Raw genomic sequence first — 16,222 nt, forward strand, 5'->3', positions numbered from 1 at the left:
GCGTAGCCGCTCAGCCCAGAAACAGCTTATAGGCCGGGTTATCGCTTTCGTCCCAGTACGGGTAACCAATTTCTTCCAGCGCGGCCGGCACCAGATGACGTTCGTCGTGAGGCACTTGCAGGCCCGCGACCACACGACCGTCTGCCGCACCGTGATTGCGGTAATGGAACATCGAGATGTTCCAGCGCCCGCCCAGCTTGTTGAGGAAGTTGAACAACGCGCCCGGACGCTCCGGGAATTCGAAGCGCAGGATCACTTCATCGACCACGTGGGCCGCACGACCGCCGACCATGTGGCGGATGTGCAACTTGGCCAGTTCGTTGTCGGTCAGGTCCAGCACCGGGAAGCCCTGCTCGGTCAGGCTCGCCAGCAGCGCACTGCGCGGATCGGTTTCCGGGTGAGTCTGCACGCCAACGAAGATGTGCGCTTCGCTGCCGGTGTTGTAGCGGTAGTTGAATTCGGTGATCTGGCGCTTGCCGATGGCTTCGCAGAACGCCTTGAAACTGCCCGGTTTCTCGGGGATGGTCACGGCGATGATCGCTTCACGGCCCTCGCCCAGCTCGGCGCGTTCGGCGACGTGGCGCAAACGGTCGAAGTTGACGTTGGCGCCGGAGTCGATGGCGACAAAGGTGTGGCCAGTGACGCCATTCTGCTCGACGTATTTCTTGATTCCCGCCACGCCCAGCGCGCCGGCCGGCTCGGTAATCGAGCGGGTATCGTCGTAGATATCCTTGATCGCCGCGCAGATTTCGTCGGTGCTGACCGTGATCACGTCATCGACATAGTCTTTGCAGATATCGAACGTGTGCTGGCCAATCTGCGCCACCGCCACGCCGTCGGCGAAGATGCCCACGGTCGGCAATACCACGCGCTCGCCAGCCGCCATCGCGGCTTGCAGGCAATTGGAGTCGTCCGGTTCGACGCCGATGATTTTGATTTCCGGGCGCAGGTATTTCACATAGGCCGCGATGCCGGCGATCAGGCCGCCACCACCGACCGGAACGAAGATCGCGTCGAGACGGCCAGGGTGCTGGCGCAGAATCTCCATCGCCACGGTGCCCTGCCCGGCAATGGTGTGGGGATCGTCGTAAGGGTGGATGTAGACGTAGCCTTTTTCGTCGACCAGCTTCAGCGAGTAGGCCAGGGCTTCCGGGAACGAATCCCCGTGCAGCACCACTTTGCCGCCGCGCGAACGCACGCCTTCGACTTTGATTTCAGGGGTGGTCTTGGGCATGACGATGGTGGCTTTCACGCCCAACACTTTCGCCGCCAGGGCCAGGCCTTGCGCATGATTGCCCGCCGACGCCGTGACCACGCCGCGAGCACGTTCTTCATCGCTCAACTGGGTCAGCTTGTTGTAAGCGCCGCGAATCTTGAACGAGAACACCGGCTGCAAGTCTTCACGCTTGAGCCAGATATTGTTGCCCAGCCGCTCGGAAAGCTGGCGGGCAGTCTGCAATGGGGTTTCTACGGCAACGTCATAAACGCGCGAGGTGAGGATCTTTTTGACGTACTGTTCGAGCATCGGAAAGCATCACTGAGCGGGTTGGGCAGGGCCAAGGAGTCTAACCCGGCTTTCGGGCGGGCGACCACACTAAACAGGTGGTTTTAGCCTTCGCAGACATTACGACCCCATTGTGGCGAGGGAGCTTGCTCCCGCTGGAGCGCAAAGCGGTCCCTTTGCATTCTTTCAGACATACCGTGCAGACAGGTTTACGACTGCTTCGCAGCCGAGCGGGAGCAAGCTCCCTCGCCACAGGGGCCGCATCGCTCCCCACGCACCTCATCAGTCAATCGGGCAATGACCTTCCCCGCCTCGAAGCCTATAATGCCGGCCTTTAGTTTCCTCCTTCGGCACCTCGGAGCCCGCATGACCCAGGATCAACTCAAACAGGCAGTGGCTCAGGCCGCTGTCGACTTCATCCTCCCGAAACTCGACGACAAGAGCATCGTCGGGGTCGGCACCGGCTCCACCGCCAACTGCTTCATCGACGCCCTGGCCAAGCACAAAGGCGCGTTCGATGGCGCGGTCGCCAGCTCCGAAGCCACCGCTGCCCGCCTCAAGGGCCACGGCATTCCGGTGTATGAGCTGAACACCGTCAGCGACCTGGAGTTCTACGTCGACGGCGCTGATGAAAGCGACGCGCACCTGAACCTGATCAAGGGCGGTGGCGCAGCCCTGACCCGCGAGAAGATTGTCGCGGCCGTGGCCAAGACCTTCATCTGCATCGCCGACGCCAGCAAACTGGTGCCGGTGCTCGGCGAGTTCCCGCTGCCGGTCGAAGTGATCCCGATGGCCCGCAGCCACGTGGCCCGCGAGCTGGTGAAGCTGGGCGGCGACCCGGTTTACCGCGAAGGCGTGCTGACCGACAACGGCAACATCATCCTCGACGTGTTCAACATGCAGATCACTAACCCGGTTGAACTGGAACGCCAGATCAACGCGATTGTTGGCGTGGTCACCAATGGCCTGTTCGCGGCGCGTCCGGCGGACTTGTTGCTGCTGGGCACCAGCGAAGGCGTGAAAACCCTGCGCGCCAAGTAATCCACATACAAAACAAAACCTGTGGGAGCCGGGCTTGCCCGCGATGGCGGTATATCAGTCACCTGTTTATCGACTGACACGACCTCATCGCGGGCAAGCCCGGCTCCCACAATGGTTTGTGGCGCACACAGAAACTGCGCATGGCACCGATTTAATGTGGGAGCGGGCTTGCTCGCGAAGAGGTCGTGTCAGCCAACAAAGATGTTGAATGACAGACCGCATTCGCGAGCAAGCCCGCTCCCACATTTGTTTTTGGGTGTTTTTAGGGTTGTGCGGGTTTTTTGAAGACGTAGAACAGGTTCGGCTCGCTGACGAGGTACATCGTGCCGTCGTCGTCCATCGCGATGCCTTCCGCTTGCGGCACGGTCTTTTGCAGGCCTTGGCGCCCCTTGCTCAGTGACATCGTACTCAGCGGACGCCCATCCACATCCAGCTCAATAATCAGCCGCGATTCGTCGGACAGCGCCAGCAAATGGCCGCTGCGTTCGTCGTATTGCAGGCTCGACAGGTCTCGCACAAACATCCCGGCGTCGCGCTTGGGGTTGTTCACCACGTGCACGGCGTAGGATTTCTCCGGGTTGTAATGCGGGAAGCCCTGCACTTCGTAGATCAGCATCGGGTCGCGCTCCTTGGCGACGAACAACCGTTTGCCCACCGAATCGTAAGCCAGCCCTTCAAAACCCTTGTTACTGCCCATGTGCACGCCGAGGACCATCTGCTCGGCATCCGCCCCGTCGAGAAAAGTCGTGTCCGGTTCCAAGTGAATCTTGATCAGCCGCTGCTGGCTCTCATCCGTAATCACATAAGTGTCGGCACTGATGAATTCCACCGCCTCAGGGTCGCCAAAGCCGATCAATGCCACGCGCCGAAGGATTTTGCCCTCCAGGGACAGCTCGATCAGCTCGGAGTCTTTATTGGTGACCGTGAACAGGCTTTTGCGCACCGGATCGAACGTCAGCGCCGAGACGTTATCGTGCAGCCCGTCGATCACCCGTGCCTCGATGTCCACCCGGTATTGATCCAGGCCGATGGATTCACTGCTCTGCGGCTGCCAAAGCGTCTGCAGGTTGAACCAGGCACGCTCAAACAGGCGCAAGTATTGGCCGACCGCAACCAGAGCGATCAGCGCAATCACCAACAGGATCAAAACGAGGGGTTTGGGACGGGCAAGTCGGCGCATTCAGGCGAGCTCGAAAACAAAACGGGCGGATGAAATATCACGCCCGTGTGAATTCAAGCTTAATGGCCAGCGGCTTGCGACCACAACCGCGGGGGTGTGGCGATTATTTCTGCTTTTCGAAGCGGTAGAACAGGTTGGGTTCACTGACCATGTACAAGTTGCCCGCCTCGTCCATGGTCACGCCTTCGGCCCGTGGAATGGTATTTTTCAGACCATTGAAGCCGCCCAACAGGGCGATGAAGCTGACTTGCTCACCCTTTTTGTCCAGTTCCATCAACAAGTGAGAGTCGGCGGACAGCACCAGCATGTGCCCCGTGCGCGGGTCGATGGCCAGGGCCGACAGGTTGCGCATGTCCAGCGCATGACTGGCCAGCTTCAGCTTGTCACCGGTCAGGACCCGGCCGTCACCTTTCCAGGCAAACAAGGCCGGCGGGCGCTCTTCGCCCAACAGCAACTGCTGGTTTTGCGAATCCCAGGTAACCCCTTCAAAGGCCTTGTTCTGGTCTTTCGAAGGCCCGAGGTCGTACTTCGTAAAGTCGGCGATGTTCAATTCACGGGTGTTGGCATCGACCTTGACGACGGTGATCAGGTGTTCGCGCTCATCGACAATCGCCAGCAGGCCGTTGCCCAGCACGGTGACGCCTTCCGGGTTGCTCCAGCCCACCAGCGGCATTTTGCGCAGCACATCGCCCTGAAGGTTCAGCTCAACCAGAAACGGATTCTTGCCCATCACCGAAAACAGCGTTTTGGTCTGAGGGTCGTAGGCGAGATCCGATGCCTCGTCCTTTTCCATGCCCGGCAGCAGCTTGGCATCGATCACTGCCCGGTAGTCAGGAAGCCAGATACTGGCCTGACGCTCGGCCGGACTTGTGAACTGCTCTTTCACCCAGAGCACGCCGCGACTGTCCCAATGCATCGCAAAGGCAACGCCGTACGCGATGACCGCCACCAGCAACAGCCAGGCATACCAGCGCATCGCGAAGCGCGAGCGGCGGGTTGTTTTGAGCGTGGACAGCGGTGGGGTGGCCATTGAGGGATGCGTTCCAGAAGTTCAGGCTAGGGGTAATAGCACAATTGGGGCCGGCTCAGGCGCCGCGAGCCCCGGAATTATCCAGACGAAATGTGAAAAAAACGGGAAATGGCGGGATTGCCCTATCTGTCGCAGGACTTGAAACCACCAAATACCAATGTGGGAGCGGGCTTGCTCGCGAATGCGGTGTATCAGACGACATTAATGTTGCCTGACACACCGCATTCGCGAGCAAGCCCGCTCCCACACTGGTTCAGCGGTGTAGCGACTAGCGCACGCTGCTGGTGAAGCTACTGGCGCCGGGCAGTTCCAGAACAATGTCATCGCCGACATTCAACGGACCAACGCCCACTGGCGTTCCGGTCAGGATCACGTCACCGGCCTGCAGTGAGAAGCAGCCAGCCATGTGCTGGATCATCGGCACGATCGGGTTGAGCATCGCGCTGCTGTTGCCATCCTGGCGCACTTCGCCGTTGATGGTCAGGCGAATACCGATGTCGGTCAGGTCCGCAAAGGTGCTGCCGGACACGAACGGCGCGATCACCGCCGCGCCGTCGAACGACTTGGCGATTTCCCATGGCAGACCCTTGGATTTCAACTCGGCCTGCTTGTCGCGCAGCGTCAGGTCCAGTGCCGGGGCGAAACCGGAGATAGCGTCCAGCACTTCTTCACGGCTTGGTTTTGTCGACAGCGGCTTGCCGATCAACACGGCGATTTCCGCTTCGTAGTGCACCGAACCGCGCTCGGTTGGAATGGCGAAACCGCCTTCCAGCGGCACTACGCAACTGCCCGGCTTGATGAACAGCAGCGGCTCGGTAGGCACCGGGTTGTCCAGTTCCTTGGCGTGTTCGGCGTAGTTACGGCCGATGCACACCACTTTCCCCAGCGGGAAATGAATACGCGTACCGTCGACATACTGGTGCTGATAGCTCATGGACCGACTCCTGGTTCGTAGCTCTTAAATTCAACAGTCAAACAGCGAAGATCTTGCCCGGGTTCATGATGCCGTTCGGGTCGAACACCGCTTTTACCGCTTTCATGTACTCGATCTCCACCGGCGAGCGGCTGTAGGTCAAGTAATCACGCTTGGTCATGCCCACGCCGTGCTCGGCGGAAATCGAACCGTTGTACTTCTCGACGGTTTCGAACACCCACTTATTCACAGTCGCGCACTTGGCGAAGAACTCATCCTTGCTCAGGTTTTCCGGCTTGAGGATGTTCAAGTGCAGGTTGCCGTCGCCGATGTGGCCGAACCAGACGATTTCGAAGTCCGGGTAATGTTCGCCGACGATCGCGTCGATTTCCTTGAGGAACGCCGGGACTTTCGACACGGTGACCGAAATGTCGTTCTTGTACGGCGTCCAGTGGGAAATGGTTTCGGAAATGTATTCGCGCAGCTTCCAGAGGTTCTGCAGCTGGGTTTCGCTCTGGCTCATCACGCCGTCCAGCACCCAGCCCTGCTCGACGCAGTGCTCGAAGGTTTCCAGCGCGTGGTTGGCCACTTCTTCGGTGGTCGCTTCAAATTCCAGCAGCGCGTAGAACGGGCAGTCGGTTTCGAACGGTGCCGGGACATCGCCGCGGGCCATGACTTTTGCCAGGGCCTTGTCGGAGAAGAATTCGAAGGCGGTCAGGTCGAGTTTGCTCTGGAATGCGTGCAACACCGGCATGATCGAGTCGAAATCGGTAGTACCGAGGACCATCGCTGTGAGGTTTTTCGGGGCGCGATCCAGACGCATGGTCGCTTCGACCACAAAACCGAGGGTGCCTTCGGCGCCGATGAACAGCTGACGCAGGTCATAGCCGGTGGCGTTCTTGATCAGGTCGCGGTTCAGTTCCAGCACGTCGCCCTTGCCGGTCACGACTTTCATGCCGGCAACCCAGTTACGGGTCATGCCGTAGCGAATGACCTTGATCCCGCCGGCATTGGTGCCGATATTGCCGCCAATCTGGCTCGAACCTGCCGAAGCGAAGTCTACCGGGTAGTACAGGCCTTTCTCTTCAGCGACATTCTGCAAATGCTCTGTCACGACGCCCGGCTGACAAACGGCCGTGCGGTCGGTGAGGTTCACATCGAGAATCTGGTTCATGTAGTCGAACGACACGACCACTTCGCCATTGGCCGCCACGGCCGCGGCGGAAAGCCCGGTACGGCCGCCGGATGGCACCAGCGCCACCTTGTGTTCATTGGCCCAACGGACAATGGCCTGCACCTGCTCGGTGGTCTTGGGAAACACGATGGCAGTCGGGGCCGGGGCGTAATGCTTGGTCCAATCCTTACCGTAAGCATTCAGGGAGTCGGCATCGGTCAGCACCTTGCCAGGCTCAACCAGGGTCTTCAGCTCATCAATCAGCGCAGGATTGGTCATCGACAGAACTCTCGAACAATTCATGGTCATCCTGAGAACGCTTCACGTCGCAGGAATGAGTGTTTAGCGGGGTGCGTATGCTAGCATACCGACCCCGCAGCATAGTGCCCAACGGCCATTCTGCGGTGACGGCTTTCTTGCCGTCCGGGTCAGCGTCTGCTGGCTATTTCCTGCCATTTTTCTCCGGGATACAGGTTTACGCAGATGAGCAAGACTTCTCTCGATAAGAGCAAGATCAAGTTCCTTCTTCTCGAAGGCGTCCACCAATCGGCTGTCGACGTTCTCAAGTCGGCGGGCTACACCAGCATCGAGTACCTCACCGGTTCTCTGCCGGAAGCCCAGCTGAAGGAAAAGATCGCTGATGCGCACTTCATCGGCATTCGCTCGCGCACTCAATTGACCGAAGAGATCTTCGATCACGCGAAGAAGCTGGTCGCTGTCGGCTGTTTCTGCATCGGCACCAACCAGGTTGACCTGAACGCAGCACGCGAACGCGGGATTGCGGTGTTCAACGCACCGTACTCCAACACCCGCTCCGTCGCCGAGCTGGTGCTGGCCGAAGCGATCCTGCTACTGCGCGGCATCCCTGAGAAGAACGCTTCCTGCCACCGTGGCGGCTGGATCAAGAGCGCGGCCAACTCCTTCGAGATCCGCGGCAAGAAGCTGGGCATCGTCGGTTACGGTTCGATCGGTACTCAACTGTCGGTCCTGGCTGAAGGCCTGGGCATGCAAGTGTACTTCTACGACACCGTGACCAAGCTGCCACTGGGTAACGCCACCCAGGTCGGCAACCTGCACGAATTGCTGGCCATGTCCGACATCGTCACCCTGCACGTACCGGAAACCGCTGCGACCCAGTGGATGATGGGCGAGAAGGAAATCCGCGCGATCAAGAAGGGCGGCATCCTGATCAACGCTGCTCGCGGCACCGTGGTCGAACTGGACGCCCTGGCGGACGCGATCAAGGACAAGCACCTGATCGGCGCGGCCATCGACGTGTTCCCGGTGGAGCCTCGCTCCAACGACGAAGAGTTCGAAAGCCCGCTGCGTGGCCTGGACAACGTGATCCTGACCCCGCACATCGGTGGTTCCACCGCTGAAGCGCAAGCCAACATCGGTCTGGAAGTGGCAGAAAAACTGGTCAAGTACAGTGACAACGGTACGTCCGTATCGTCGGTGAACTTCCCGGAAGTGGCCCTGCCGGCTCACCCTGGCAAGCACCGCCTGCTGCACATCCACGAGAACATTCCGGGTGTGATGAGCGAGATCAACAAGGTGTTCGCCGAAAACGGCATCAACATCTCCGGTCAGTTCCTGCAGACCAACGAGAAAGTCGGCTACGTCGTGATCGACGTCGACGCCGACTACTCGGAAATCGCCCAAGAGAAACTCCAGCACATCAACGGCACCATTCGTTGCCGCGTGTTGTTCTGATAGCGACTTGAGCGACAAAAAAAAGGAGACCTTCGGGTCTCCTTTTTCATGCCTGCGGAACAGTTATTTAACTGTCACGGTAATCTTTTCCGAAACGATTGGCGGATCGAACGCCATGTGGTTCTTGTCACCCAGCTCCAGCTGCAACGTGTGCTTGCCCGGCGTCAGCTCCAGCTCGGTTTCGGTCTGAGCCTTGCCGAAATGAATATGGTTGGCATCTGCCGGAATTACAGTACCTGCGGGGATCGTGCTTGCGGCGTCGACTAGCAGGTGATGATGGCCAGTGTGCGCGGTGGCGTCGCCTGCCGGAGCCAGCGCAATACCTTTGACTTCAAACTTGACCTTGAATTTAGTATCCACAACGGCACCGCTGGCAGGTTCAACGATACTCACGGAAGCACCTGCCGGCGCGGGGGTAGCGGCGGATGCCAGCATCGACACCCCCATCAGAAGACCAGCCAACGCAGCACGTGACATAAACGTTTTCATTCTCTTCTCCAGTTTTTTCGTAAAATCCGCGTGACCATGACAACTTCATGGTCAATCGTTGTCGAAGGCACTCGACAACCATAGCAAAGCGAGCCTGATCCAGAGCATCGCGATAATGAATTCAAAGGAGTGACCATGCGCTTTTTGCCTGGCCTGATCTGCCTGCTACCCCTTTTGAGCCCTTTGGCTCATGCCGAACTGATTGACGACATCAACGACCGTGGTGAACTGCGCATTGCTCTTGAGGCTAATACACCGCCCTTCAATTTCAAGGATGAAGGCAAACTCAGCGGGTTCGAAGTCGAGCTGGGCCAACTGCTGGCCAACGAGCTCGATGTCCGCGCCGACTTCGTCGTCACCGATTCGGGCGATCTGTTGACCGGCGTTGAAAGCGGCAAGTACGACGTCGCCATCAACCACATAGCAATGACCCCGGATTTGAAGGATCGTTTCGATTTCAGCGAGCCTTACCTTCAAACCAAAGCGCAATTGATCGCGCAGAAAGAAGAACCGCGCTCGATGCTGCTGGTGCAGTCGTTTGCGCAAGAGAAGCCCAAGGCCAGCCTGCCGGTGGGTTTGGCGATTCCATTTCAGAAAGGCAACCCGGCGTTTCATGCCAGCCTGGAAAATGCGCTGCAGCGGATCAAGAGCGATGGCCGGATGGCCGCGCTGGAGAAGAAGTGGTTTGGGGCGGATGCAAGCGCGGCGCCGAAACCATAAGGCACTGAAGATCTAATGTGGGAGCGGGCTTGCTCGCGAAGGCGGAGTGTCAGTCGACATCAACGTGTCTGGCACTCCGCCTTCGCGAGCAAGTCGAATCGTCGCACCGCCGCTCCCACATTAGTTTTGTATTGGTCTTCAGACTAAGGTTGTCAGGGCTGCCGCCGCTTGCGGCAACTCCAGCTCGCTGAAGACGAGCACACCATTGCGCTTGAGCAACGCCGCCGTCACACCTTCACCCGCCACCTTCACACCGCTGAAGCTTCCGTCATACGTCAGCAAATTCCCGCAAGACGGGCTATTGGCCTTAAGCACGGCAATGCGTATGCCGTGCTTATGCACCAGTTCTAGCGCCTGATAAGCCCCGGACAGAAACTCGGCACTGACATCTTCACCCTCGGTGGTGATCACGCGGGCGTGGCCGTCCAGCACTTGCGCGCCCTGGCCGCCGGGAATTTCCGCCGCCGCCCTCGGTGTCGGCAAGCCGCCAGCCACTTCGGGGCACAACGGGACGACCCGACCTTCATCCAGCCACTGCTGAAGCCGATCGAATGGCCCGCTCGCCCCGCCGTCGTAGCGTACGCGGTGGCCCAGCAGGCAGCGGCTGACCAGAATCTTGTGCATGATCAGAATGGCTCGTTGCCCCGACGTCGGAACCAGCCGGTCAACGACAGGCGATCCCGGGTCGCGGGCAAAACTTCGTGGGGCACTTCGCCCGACAGGAACACCACCAGGCAGCCGCCGACAGGTTCCACATCGTAGGCCCGGTCTTCCTCCCGATACATGCGCAACTGTCCGCCGTGCTCGGGCAGCCAACCTTCATTGAGGTACACCACTGCCGAGACCATGCGCCGATCGTCATCGCGAAAACGGTCAACGTGTCTGAGGTAAAACGCACCGGGCGGGTACAGCGCGAAATGGCTTTCGAAATCCTCCAGGCCCAAAAACAAACCACGATTCATCGCTTCGCGCAGGCTGTCCATCAATCCCAGATAGCTGTCGCACGCCTCGGCCTGCCCGGGGTCGATCCACTGGATATGGTCGCCGCGAATCCCCTCGCGAACCTCCGATGACGGCCCTCGGCCTACCGCCGCAGGAGCCAGTTCACCCTCGGCCGCACGTTTACGGCACTCGGCCGCCAGCGCCCGGGTCAGATCCTCAGGCAGGAAAATGTTCTGTTGCGACCAGCCGTGTGCAGCCAGGTCGTCAACGATACGTAACAGCAGCGGGTGATCAGAGGGTATTTGCATGCCGCGCATAGTATTCCTGTGCCTGAAAATCCGACAGAGCCACGCAGCGGGTTGATACGAATTCTCGACAAGTTAGGATGCCACACGGAGAATAGTCGCCTGCTGACAGGAGTCCCTATGCGCCGTTTGCTTTTTTCACTGTTGATGCTCTGTGCCTTGCCCGCTTGGGCAGACGGCCACGACCAGTTGTACAAGGTCGCCGGTTGGCCAGACCAACGCGCGCATTTCAACGACGCGCTGACGGCCGCACAACAACGCTACGAGAGCAGCCTGCCACCGGCGGTGTTTCAGGCGCTGGTCAACAACAGCAATCAGCGTTTCGCTCCGCAGTCCGTTGATCAACGTGCTGAAGCACAATTACGCAAAAGCCTCGCCGATCCAAAACCTGCACTGACCTTCTTTCAATCGCCTCTGGGCAAGAAAGTCGTGGCTGCCGAATTGCTGGCAACCCGTCGCGACCAACTGGCGAAAAACGCCAAGGGCCTGCCGAAGATGCAGGCCAGCGACAGCCGTCAACTGATCATCGGCCATCTGGCCCAGGCGCTGCCCGCTCGCGAGGCGGGGGCTGAAGTCAGCCTGGCGATTGCCGGTGTCGCGGCTGACAGCCTGAGTTCAATGATCCCCGGGTTGCTCGGTGGTGGACAGGCGCAAGGGATGTTGAACGGACAGCGTCAGCGCTTGATGGACCAGATCGGCAGCGACTTGAACAACACGCTGCTGTATGTCTATCGCGACCTGTCGGACAACGAACTGGAAGAGTTCGCCACGTTTGCCGAGTCGACCGAGGGCCAGTCGTATTACCAGGCGGCGCTGGCGGCGATCCGGGCGGGGTTGGCGGTGGGGCAAAGCACTTCGAACCTCAGCCAATAATTTGCGGCGCCTGGGAGATCGCCTTCGCGAGCAAGCCCGCTCCCACATTTAACCGAGTTCGCCCAGAAAAATGCGGTCAAGTGTGGGAGCGGGCTTGCTCGCGAAGGGGCCATCACTGTCGCTAAAGATTCCGGCCTTTAATCCGCTTGCTCAAAAACCCGAAATACTCCTCCCGCATCACCCGCGTCTCATTCGCCAGATGATGCCGCGCCTCTGGCAACATCAACACCTGAGGCCGATCGAACTTGGCCTTCAACACCCCAAGGTTATGCTCCCAATCCACCGTCATGTCCGCTTGCCCCTGCACGATCAGTGGCCGACGCGGACTGTTCGGCGCCGCTTCGATTCGCTTGATCCAGCGTGACAACGCCCCGACCCACGCCGTTGGCAAGCGCAGCGGCTGCAACGGATCGGCCTGCAGGAATGGCAGGAAATCAGGGTCGTTGGAGTTCTCGCTGAAGCGTCGGGCGATGGCTCTGACGAATGGCTTGAGCAGGTAATAGCTGAGCTTTGACCACCCCCAGGCACGCGGCCGCACCAGAGGCGACAACAGGATCACCTGGCCTTGAGCCGGACTGTTCGCGCCATGGTTGAGCACATGATCGATCACGATCGCCCCGCCCGTGCTCTGCCCGCACAAGTGCCACGGCTGCGGCAGATCAATGGACAACGCCTCGGCGAACAACCCTTGCAGTGTGTCCTGATACTCGGCGAATTCCTTGATGCTCGCCCGCTCGCCACTGGACAGCCCATGCCCCGGCAGGTCGCAGGCGATCACGGCGAACCCCTGATCCAGCGCCCACTCGATCACATGGCGGTATAGCCCGGTGTGATCGTAGAAACCGTGGAACAGGAACAGCGTCGCCTTCGCCCACTCCGGCCACCAGAACTGGCTGACCAATTGATAACCATCGACCTCGAAACGCCCCAGCCCGCTTCGCAGCGTACGACCCGGAAAATCCAGCCCGTAAAAATGCTGATACGCCATCGCCTCGGTCGACAGCGCCTGTCCTTCGGCCAATGGCCGCAGGCTGGCGCGCAAATGATCGGGGGAAAACGTGGCTGACATGAAGGATTCCAGAGCGTTAAACGGACTTTATAGGCCTGCGATATTCATCTGTCGCAGCAAGCATGGCAAGCTAGCCGGCCTTCGAGGATGAAACCCATGCGCCCGGCCTACCGCACCACACTGCTTGCCAGCCTGCTCGCCCTCGTGTGTGCCGGCGTCCTGTGGGCCGCGTATGACTGGTTTCAAGGGCGCTACTTGCGTGCGTTCAGCGAACACACCGCAGTATTCTCCGGCGACCCGCTGCGCCTGCCCGACGACCTCGCCGGCCCCGGCGCCATCCGCCTCGTGCACTTCTGGGACCCGGCCTGCCCGTGCAACGTCGGCAATCAGCAACACCTGAGCGAACTGGTTGAACGCTATGTGCCGCAGGGCGTCGAGTTTTACGCCGTGCAAAAACCCGGCAGTCACGGCCAGTTGCCGAGCACCTTAAGCAGCCTTAAAAGCATCGTCGTCCTGCCCGGCTCCGAACAGATCCCCGCCAGCCCGGCTGTGGCGATCTGGGATCGCAGCGGCAAACTGGCGTATTTCGGCCCGTACAGCGAAGGCCTGACCTGCAATTCGAGTAACAGCTTTATCGAACCCATCCTGCAAGCCCTGAGCGAAGGTCGCGCAGTGAATGCAACGCATACGCTGGCCATCGGTTGCTACTGCCCGTGGCCGGTTGAAGTGAAATAAGTCATTACTGACTTTTGCAGGACCGCGATGCCCGGCACAGGAGGTCTGTGCTACATGTTTGCAGCCCACACGGGCGGCAATCCAATAAGAACAAGGAGTCACCATGAAACGCGTCCTGACCGTACTGGCCATGCTGATTGTCGTGCTCGTCATCGGCGTCGGCGGGTACGTGTACAGCAAGCAGCCGACGCGCCAGGGCCAGGTGGAGTTGCAACGCCTGCATGGTTCGGTGAGCGTGCGCTACGACGAGCGCGGTGTACCGCATATTCGCGCAGAGAACGAAGCCGACCTCTACCGCACCCTCGGCTATGTCCAGGCCCAGGACCGCTTGTTCCAGATGGAAGCCATGCGGCGCCTGGCCCGTGGTGAACTGGCAGAGATCCTCGGCCCGAAACTGATCGACACCGACAAACTGTTCCGCAGCCTGCGTATCCGCGAACGCGCTGACAGTTACGTCGCCGCGCTGGATCGGCAGTCACCGGCGTGGAAGGCCCTGGAAGCCTATCTGGACGGCATCAATCAATATCAGGACACGCACGCTGCGCCTGTCGAGTTCGACGTGCTGGGCATCCACAAACGCCCGTTCACCGCGCAAGACAGCATCAGCGTCGCCGGTTACATGGCGTACAGCTTTGCCGCGGCGTTTCGCACCGAGCCGTTGCTGACTTTCGTGCGCGACCAATTGGGCGCCGACTACCTGAACATCTTCGACCTCGATTGGCAGCCCAAAGGCGTCCTGGCCCAAGGGCATTCCAAGCCTGCGCCAATCCTGTCCTCCAGCGACTGGAAAGACCTGAACGCCCTCGCCCGCTTGAGCGAACAGGCACTGGCCGACAACGGCCTGCCGCAATTCGAGGGCAGTAACGCCTGGGTGATTTCAGGCAACCGCACCAAAAGCGGCAAACCGCTGCTGGCCGGCGACCCGCATATTCGTTTTTCCGTGCCGGCAGTCTGGTACGAGGCGCAACTCTCGGCGCCGGGCTTTGAGCTGTACGGTCACCATCAAGCGTTGGTACCGTTTGCGTTTCTGGGCAACAACCTGGACTTCGGCTGGAGCCTGACCATGTTCCAGAACGACGACCTGGACTTGATCGCCGAGAAAACCAACCCGGACAACCCGAACCAGGTCTCGTATCGCGGCAAGTGGGTGGACATGGTCACCACGGAGCAGCAGATCGTCGTGAAGGGACAGGAAGCGGTCAAGCTGACGCTGCGTCAATCGCCCCACGGCCCGATCATCAACGATGCACTCGGCACCGCGGCCGGCAAGACGCCGGTGGCGATGTGGTGGGCGTTCCTTGAAACGCCGAACCCGATTCTCGACGGTTTCTATCAGCTCAACCGCGCCGACACGCTGGCCAAGGCGCGCGCCGCTGCGGCCAAGGTTCAGGCACCGGGGTTGAACATCGTCTACGCCAACGCCAAGGGCGACATTGGCTGGTGGGCTTCGGCGCTGCTGCCCAAGCGCGCGGCCGGAGTGAAACCCGGTTTCATCCTCGACGGCAGCACCAATCAGCCGGACAAGGACGGTTTCTACCCGTTCAGCGCCAACCCGCAGGAAGAGAACCCGGCGCGCGGCTACATCGTCTCGGCCAACTTCCAGCCGCTGTCGCCGACCGGCATGGAGATTCCCGGTTACTACAACCTGGCCGATCGCGGTCAGCAGCTTAATCGCCAGCTCAGCGACAAAAACGTGAAGTGGGACATCGATGCCAGTCAGAAGCTGCAACTGGGCACCACCACCGCCTACGGTCCACGGTTGCTGGCGCCGTTGTTGCCGGTGCTGCGTGAAGGGGTAACTGATCCGGCCGAATTGAAACTGGTGGAGCAACTGGCGCAGTGGAAAGGTGATTACCCGCTCGATTCGACCAGCGCCACGCTGTTCAACCAGTTCCTGTTCAACCTCGCTGACGCGACGATGCACGATGAACTGGGCAATGATTTTTTCGAGACTTTGCTCTCGACCCGGGTGATCGATGCCGCGCTGCCGCGCCTCGCTGCCACGCCTGATTCACCGTGGTGGGACAACCGCAACACCCTCGGCAAGGAAACCCGCGCCGACACGGTCAAGGTGGCCTGGCAAGCGACCATCGCCCACCTCAAAACCACCCTCGGCGCGGATTCGGCGCAGTGGCAGTGGGGCGCGGCGCATACCCTGACCCATGGTCATCCACTGGGCGTGCAGAAGCCGCTGGATCGGGTCTTCAACGTCGGGCCGTTCGACGCACCCGGTACCCACGAAGTGCCGAACAACCTCTCGGCCAAAATCGGTCCGGCGCCCTGGCCGGTGACTTACGGCCCGTCGACGCGGCGTCTGGTGGACTTTGCCGACCCGGCCCACAGCCTGACCATCAACCCGGTCGGCCAGAGCGGCGTACCGTTCGACAGTCACTACGACGACCAGGCCGAGGCGTATGTCGAAGGGGTGTATTACGAAGCGCATTTCAACGACGAAGAAGTCACGGCCAATACGCGCAGTACGTTGAAGTTTTTGCCGGCGCGGGCTGCGCCTTAGATTTTTGCTGTCTGGACTGACGCCTTCGCGAGCAAGCCCGCTCCCACATTTGACCGAAGTGTCCGGACGGGCACGGTCA

15 protein-coding genes are annotated in these 16,222 nt (G+C 60.1%); 6 read left to right on the plus strand and 9 right to left on the minus strand.

What is annotated here, in order from left to right:
* Positions 1–10: 10 nt before the first annotated feature.
* Positions 11–1,525, minus strand: a complete 1,515-nt coding sequence (ilvA, locus tag EAH78_RS01015; RefSeq protein ID WP_140664344.1) for a threonine ammonia-lyase, biosynthetic — start codon at positions 1,523–1,525, stop codon at positions 11–13.
* 345 nt (positions 1,526–1,870) lie between these two features.
* On the opposite strand from ilvA, the gene rpiA reads away from it, so the two are divergent.
* Positions 1,871–2,545 (plus strand): ribose-5-phosphate isomerase RpiA, encoded by a 675-nt coding sequence (gene rpiA, locus EAH78_RS01020; protein ID WP_140664347.1) that lies wholly within the window; start codon positions 1,871–1,873, stop codon positions 2,543–2,545.
* A gap of 262 nt (positions 2,546–2,807) precedes the next feature.
* Here the strand turns inward: rpiA and EAH78_RS01025 are convergent, their stop codons facing one another.
* The 4 genes from EAH78_RS01025 to EAH78_RS01040 form a co-directional block, all read right to left on the minus strand.
* Positions 2,808–3,725, minus strand: a complete 918-nt coding sequence (locus tag EAH78_RS01025; protein ID WP_140664350.1) for an SdiA-regulated domain-containing protein — start codon at positions 3,723–3,725, stop codon at positions 2,808–2,810.
* 103 nt (positions 3,726–3,828) lie between these two features.
* Complete coding sequence (locus EAH78_RS01030) at positions 3,829–4,755, minus strand: SdiA-regulated domain-containing protein (RefSeq protein ID WP_140664353.1); 927 nt, start codon at positions 4,753–4,755, stop codon at positions 3,829–3,831.
* Positions 4,756–5,023: 268 nt separating this feature from the next.
* Positions 5,024–5,689 carry a fumarylacetoacetate hydrolase family protein gene (locus EAH78_RS01035; protein ID WP_140664356.1) on the minus strand — a complete coding sequence of 222 codons (666 nt, stop codon included), beginning with the start codon at positions 5,687–5,689 and terminating at the stop codon, positions 5,024–5,026.
* A 37-nt stretch (positions 5,690–5,726) separates the two neighbouring features.
* Positions 5,727–7,121 carry an FAD-binding oxidoreductase gene (locus EAH78_RS01040; protein ID WP_140665612.1) on the minus strand — a complete coding sequence of 465 codons (1,395 nt, stop codon included), beginning with the start codon at positions 7,119–7,121 and terminating at the stop codon, positions 5,727–5,729.
* A 204-nt stretch (positions 7,122–7,325) separates the two neighbouring features.
* Here EAH78_RS01040 and serA point away from each other — a divergent pair, with 204 nt between their 5' ends.
* Complete coding sequence (serA, locus tag EAH78_RS01045; protein ID WP_140664360.1) at positions 7,326–8,555, plus strand: phosphoglycerate dehydrogenase; 1,230 nt, start codon at positions 7,326–7,328, stop codon at positions 8,553–8,555.
* A 63-nt stretch (positions 8,556–8,618) separates the two neighbouring features.
* On the opposite strand, the gene EAH78_RS01050 is transcribed toward serA, so the two are convergent.
* Positions 8,619–9,044, minus strand: coding sequence for a DUF4399 domain-containing protein (locus EAH78_RS01050; protein WP_140664363.1), 426 nt, complete (start codon positions 9,042–9,044; stop codon positions 8,619–8,621).
* A gap of 135 nt (positions 9,045–9,179) precedes the next feature.
* Here EAH78_RS01050 and EAH78_RS01055 point away from each other — a divergent pair, with 135 nt between their 5' ends.
* Positions 9,180–9,764: a transporter substrate-binding domain-containing protein gene (locus tag EAH78_RS01055; protein ID WP_140664365.1), complete on the plus strand. Its 585-nt coding sequence runs from the start codon at positions 9,180–9,182 to the stop codon at positions 9,762–9,764.
* A gap of 138 nt (positions 9,765–9,902) precedes the next feature.
* Here the strand turns inward: EAH78_RS01055 and EAH78_RS01060 are convergent, their stop codons facing one another.
* Together EAH78_RS01060 and EAH78_RS01065 are read right to left on the minus strand one after the other, a co-directional pair.
* The gene (locus tag EAH78_RS01060; protein ID WP_140664368.1) at positions 9,903–10,388 is read right to left on the minus strand and encodes a DUF523 domain-containing protein; all 486 of its coding nucleotides are present in this window, start codon (positions 10,386–10,388) and stop codon (positions 9,903–9,905) included.
* A gap of 2 nt (positions 10,389–10,390) precedes the next feature.
* Positions 10,391–11,023 carry a 2OG-Fe(II) oxygenase gene (locus EAH78_RS01065; protein ID WP_140664371.1) on the minus strand — a complete coding sequence of 211 codons (633 nt, stop codon included), beginning with the start codon at positions 11,021–11,023 and terminating at the stop codon, positions 10,391–10,393.
* Between the two features lie 108 nt (positions 11,024–11,131).
* On the opposite strand from EAH78_RS01065, the gene EAH78_RS01070 reads away from it, so the two are divergent.
* Complete coding sequence (locus EAH78_RS01070; protein ID WP_140664373.1) at positions 11,132–11,884, plus strand: DUF2059 domain-containing protein; 753 nt, start codon at positions 11,132–11,134, stop codon at positions 11,882–11,884.
* A gap of 121 nt (positions 11,885–12,005) precedes the next feature.
* Here the strand turns inward: EAH78_RS01070 and EAH78_RS01075 are convergent, their stop codons facing one another.
* Positions 12,006–12,953, minus strand: a complete 948-nt coding sequence (locus EAH78_RS01075; RefSeq protein WP_140664376.1) for an alpha/beta hydrolase — start codon at positions 12,951–12,953, stop codon at positions 12,006–12,008.
* Positions 12,954–13,049: 96 nt separating this feature from the next.
* Between EAH78_RS01075 and EAH78_RS01080 the strand changes: the two genes are divergently transcribed.
* Both EAH78_RS01080 and EAH78_RS01085 read left to right on the plus strand, forming a co-directional pair.
* The gene (locus EAH78_RS01080; protein WP_140664380.1) at positions 13,050–13,628 is read left to right on the plus strand and encodes a DUF6436 domain-containing protein; all 579 of its coding nucleotides are present in this window, start codon (positions 13,050–13,052) and stop codon (positions 13,626–13,628) included.
* A gap of 103 nt (positions 13,629–13,731) precedes the next feature.
* Entirely contained in the window at positions 13,732–16,143 is a 2,412-nt protein-coding gene (locus EAH78_RS01085) for a penicillin acylase family protein (protein ID WP_140664384.1), read from the plus strand.
* Positions 16,144–16,222: the final 79 nt, after the last annotated feature.

It is taken from the genome of Pseudomonas arsenicoxydans, from assembly GCF_006438915.1.
GTDB lineage: Bacteria > Pseudomonadota > Gammaproteobacteria > Pseudomonadales > Pseudomonadaceae > Aquipseudomonas > Aquipseudomonas arsenicoxydans_A.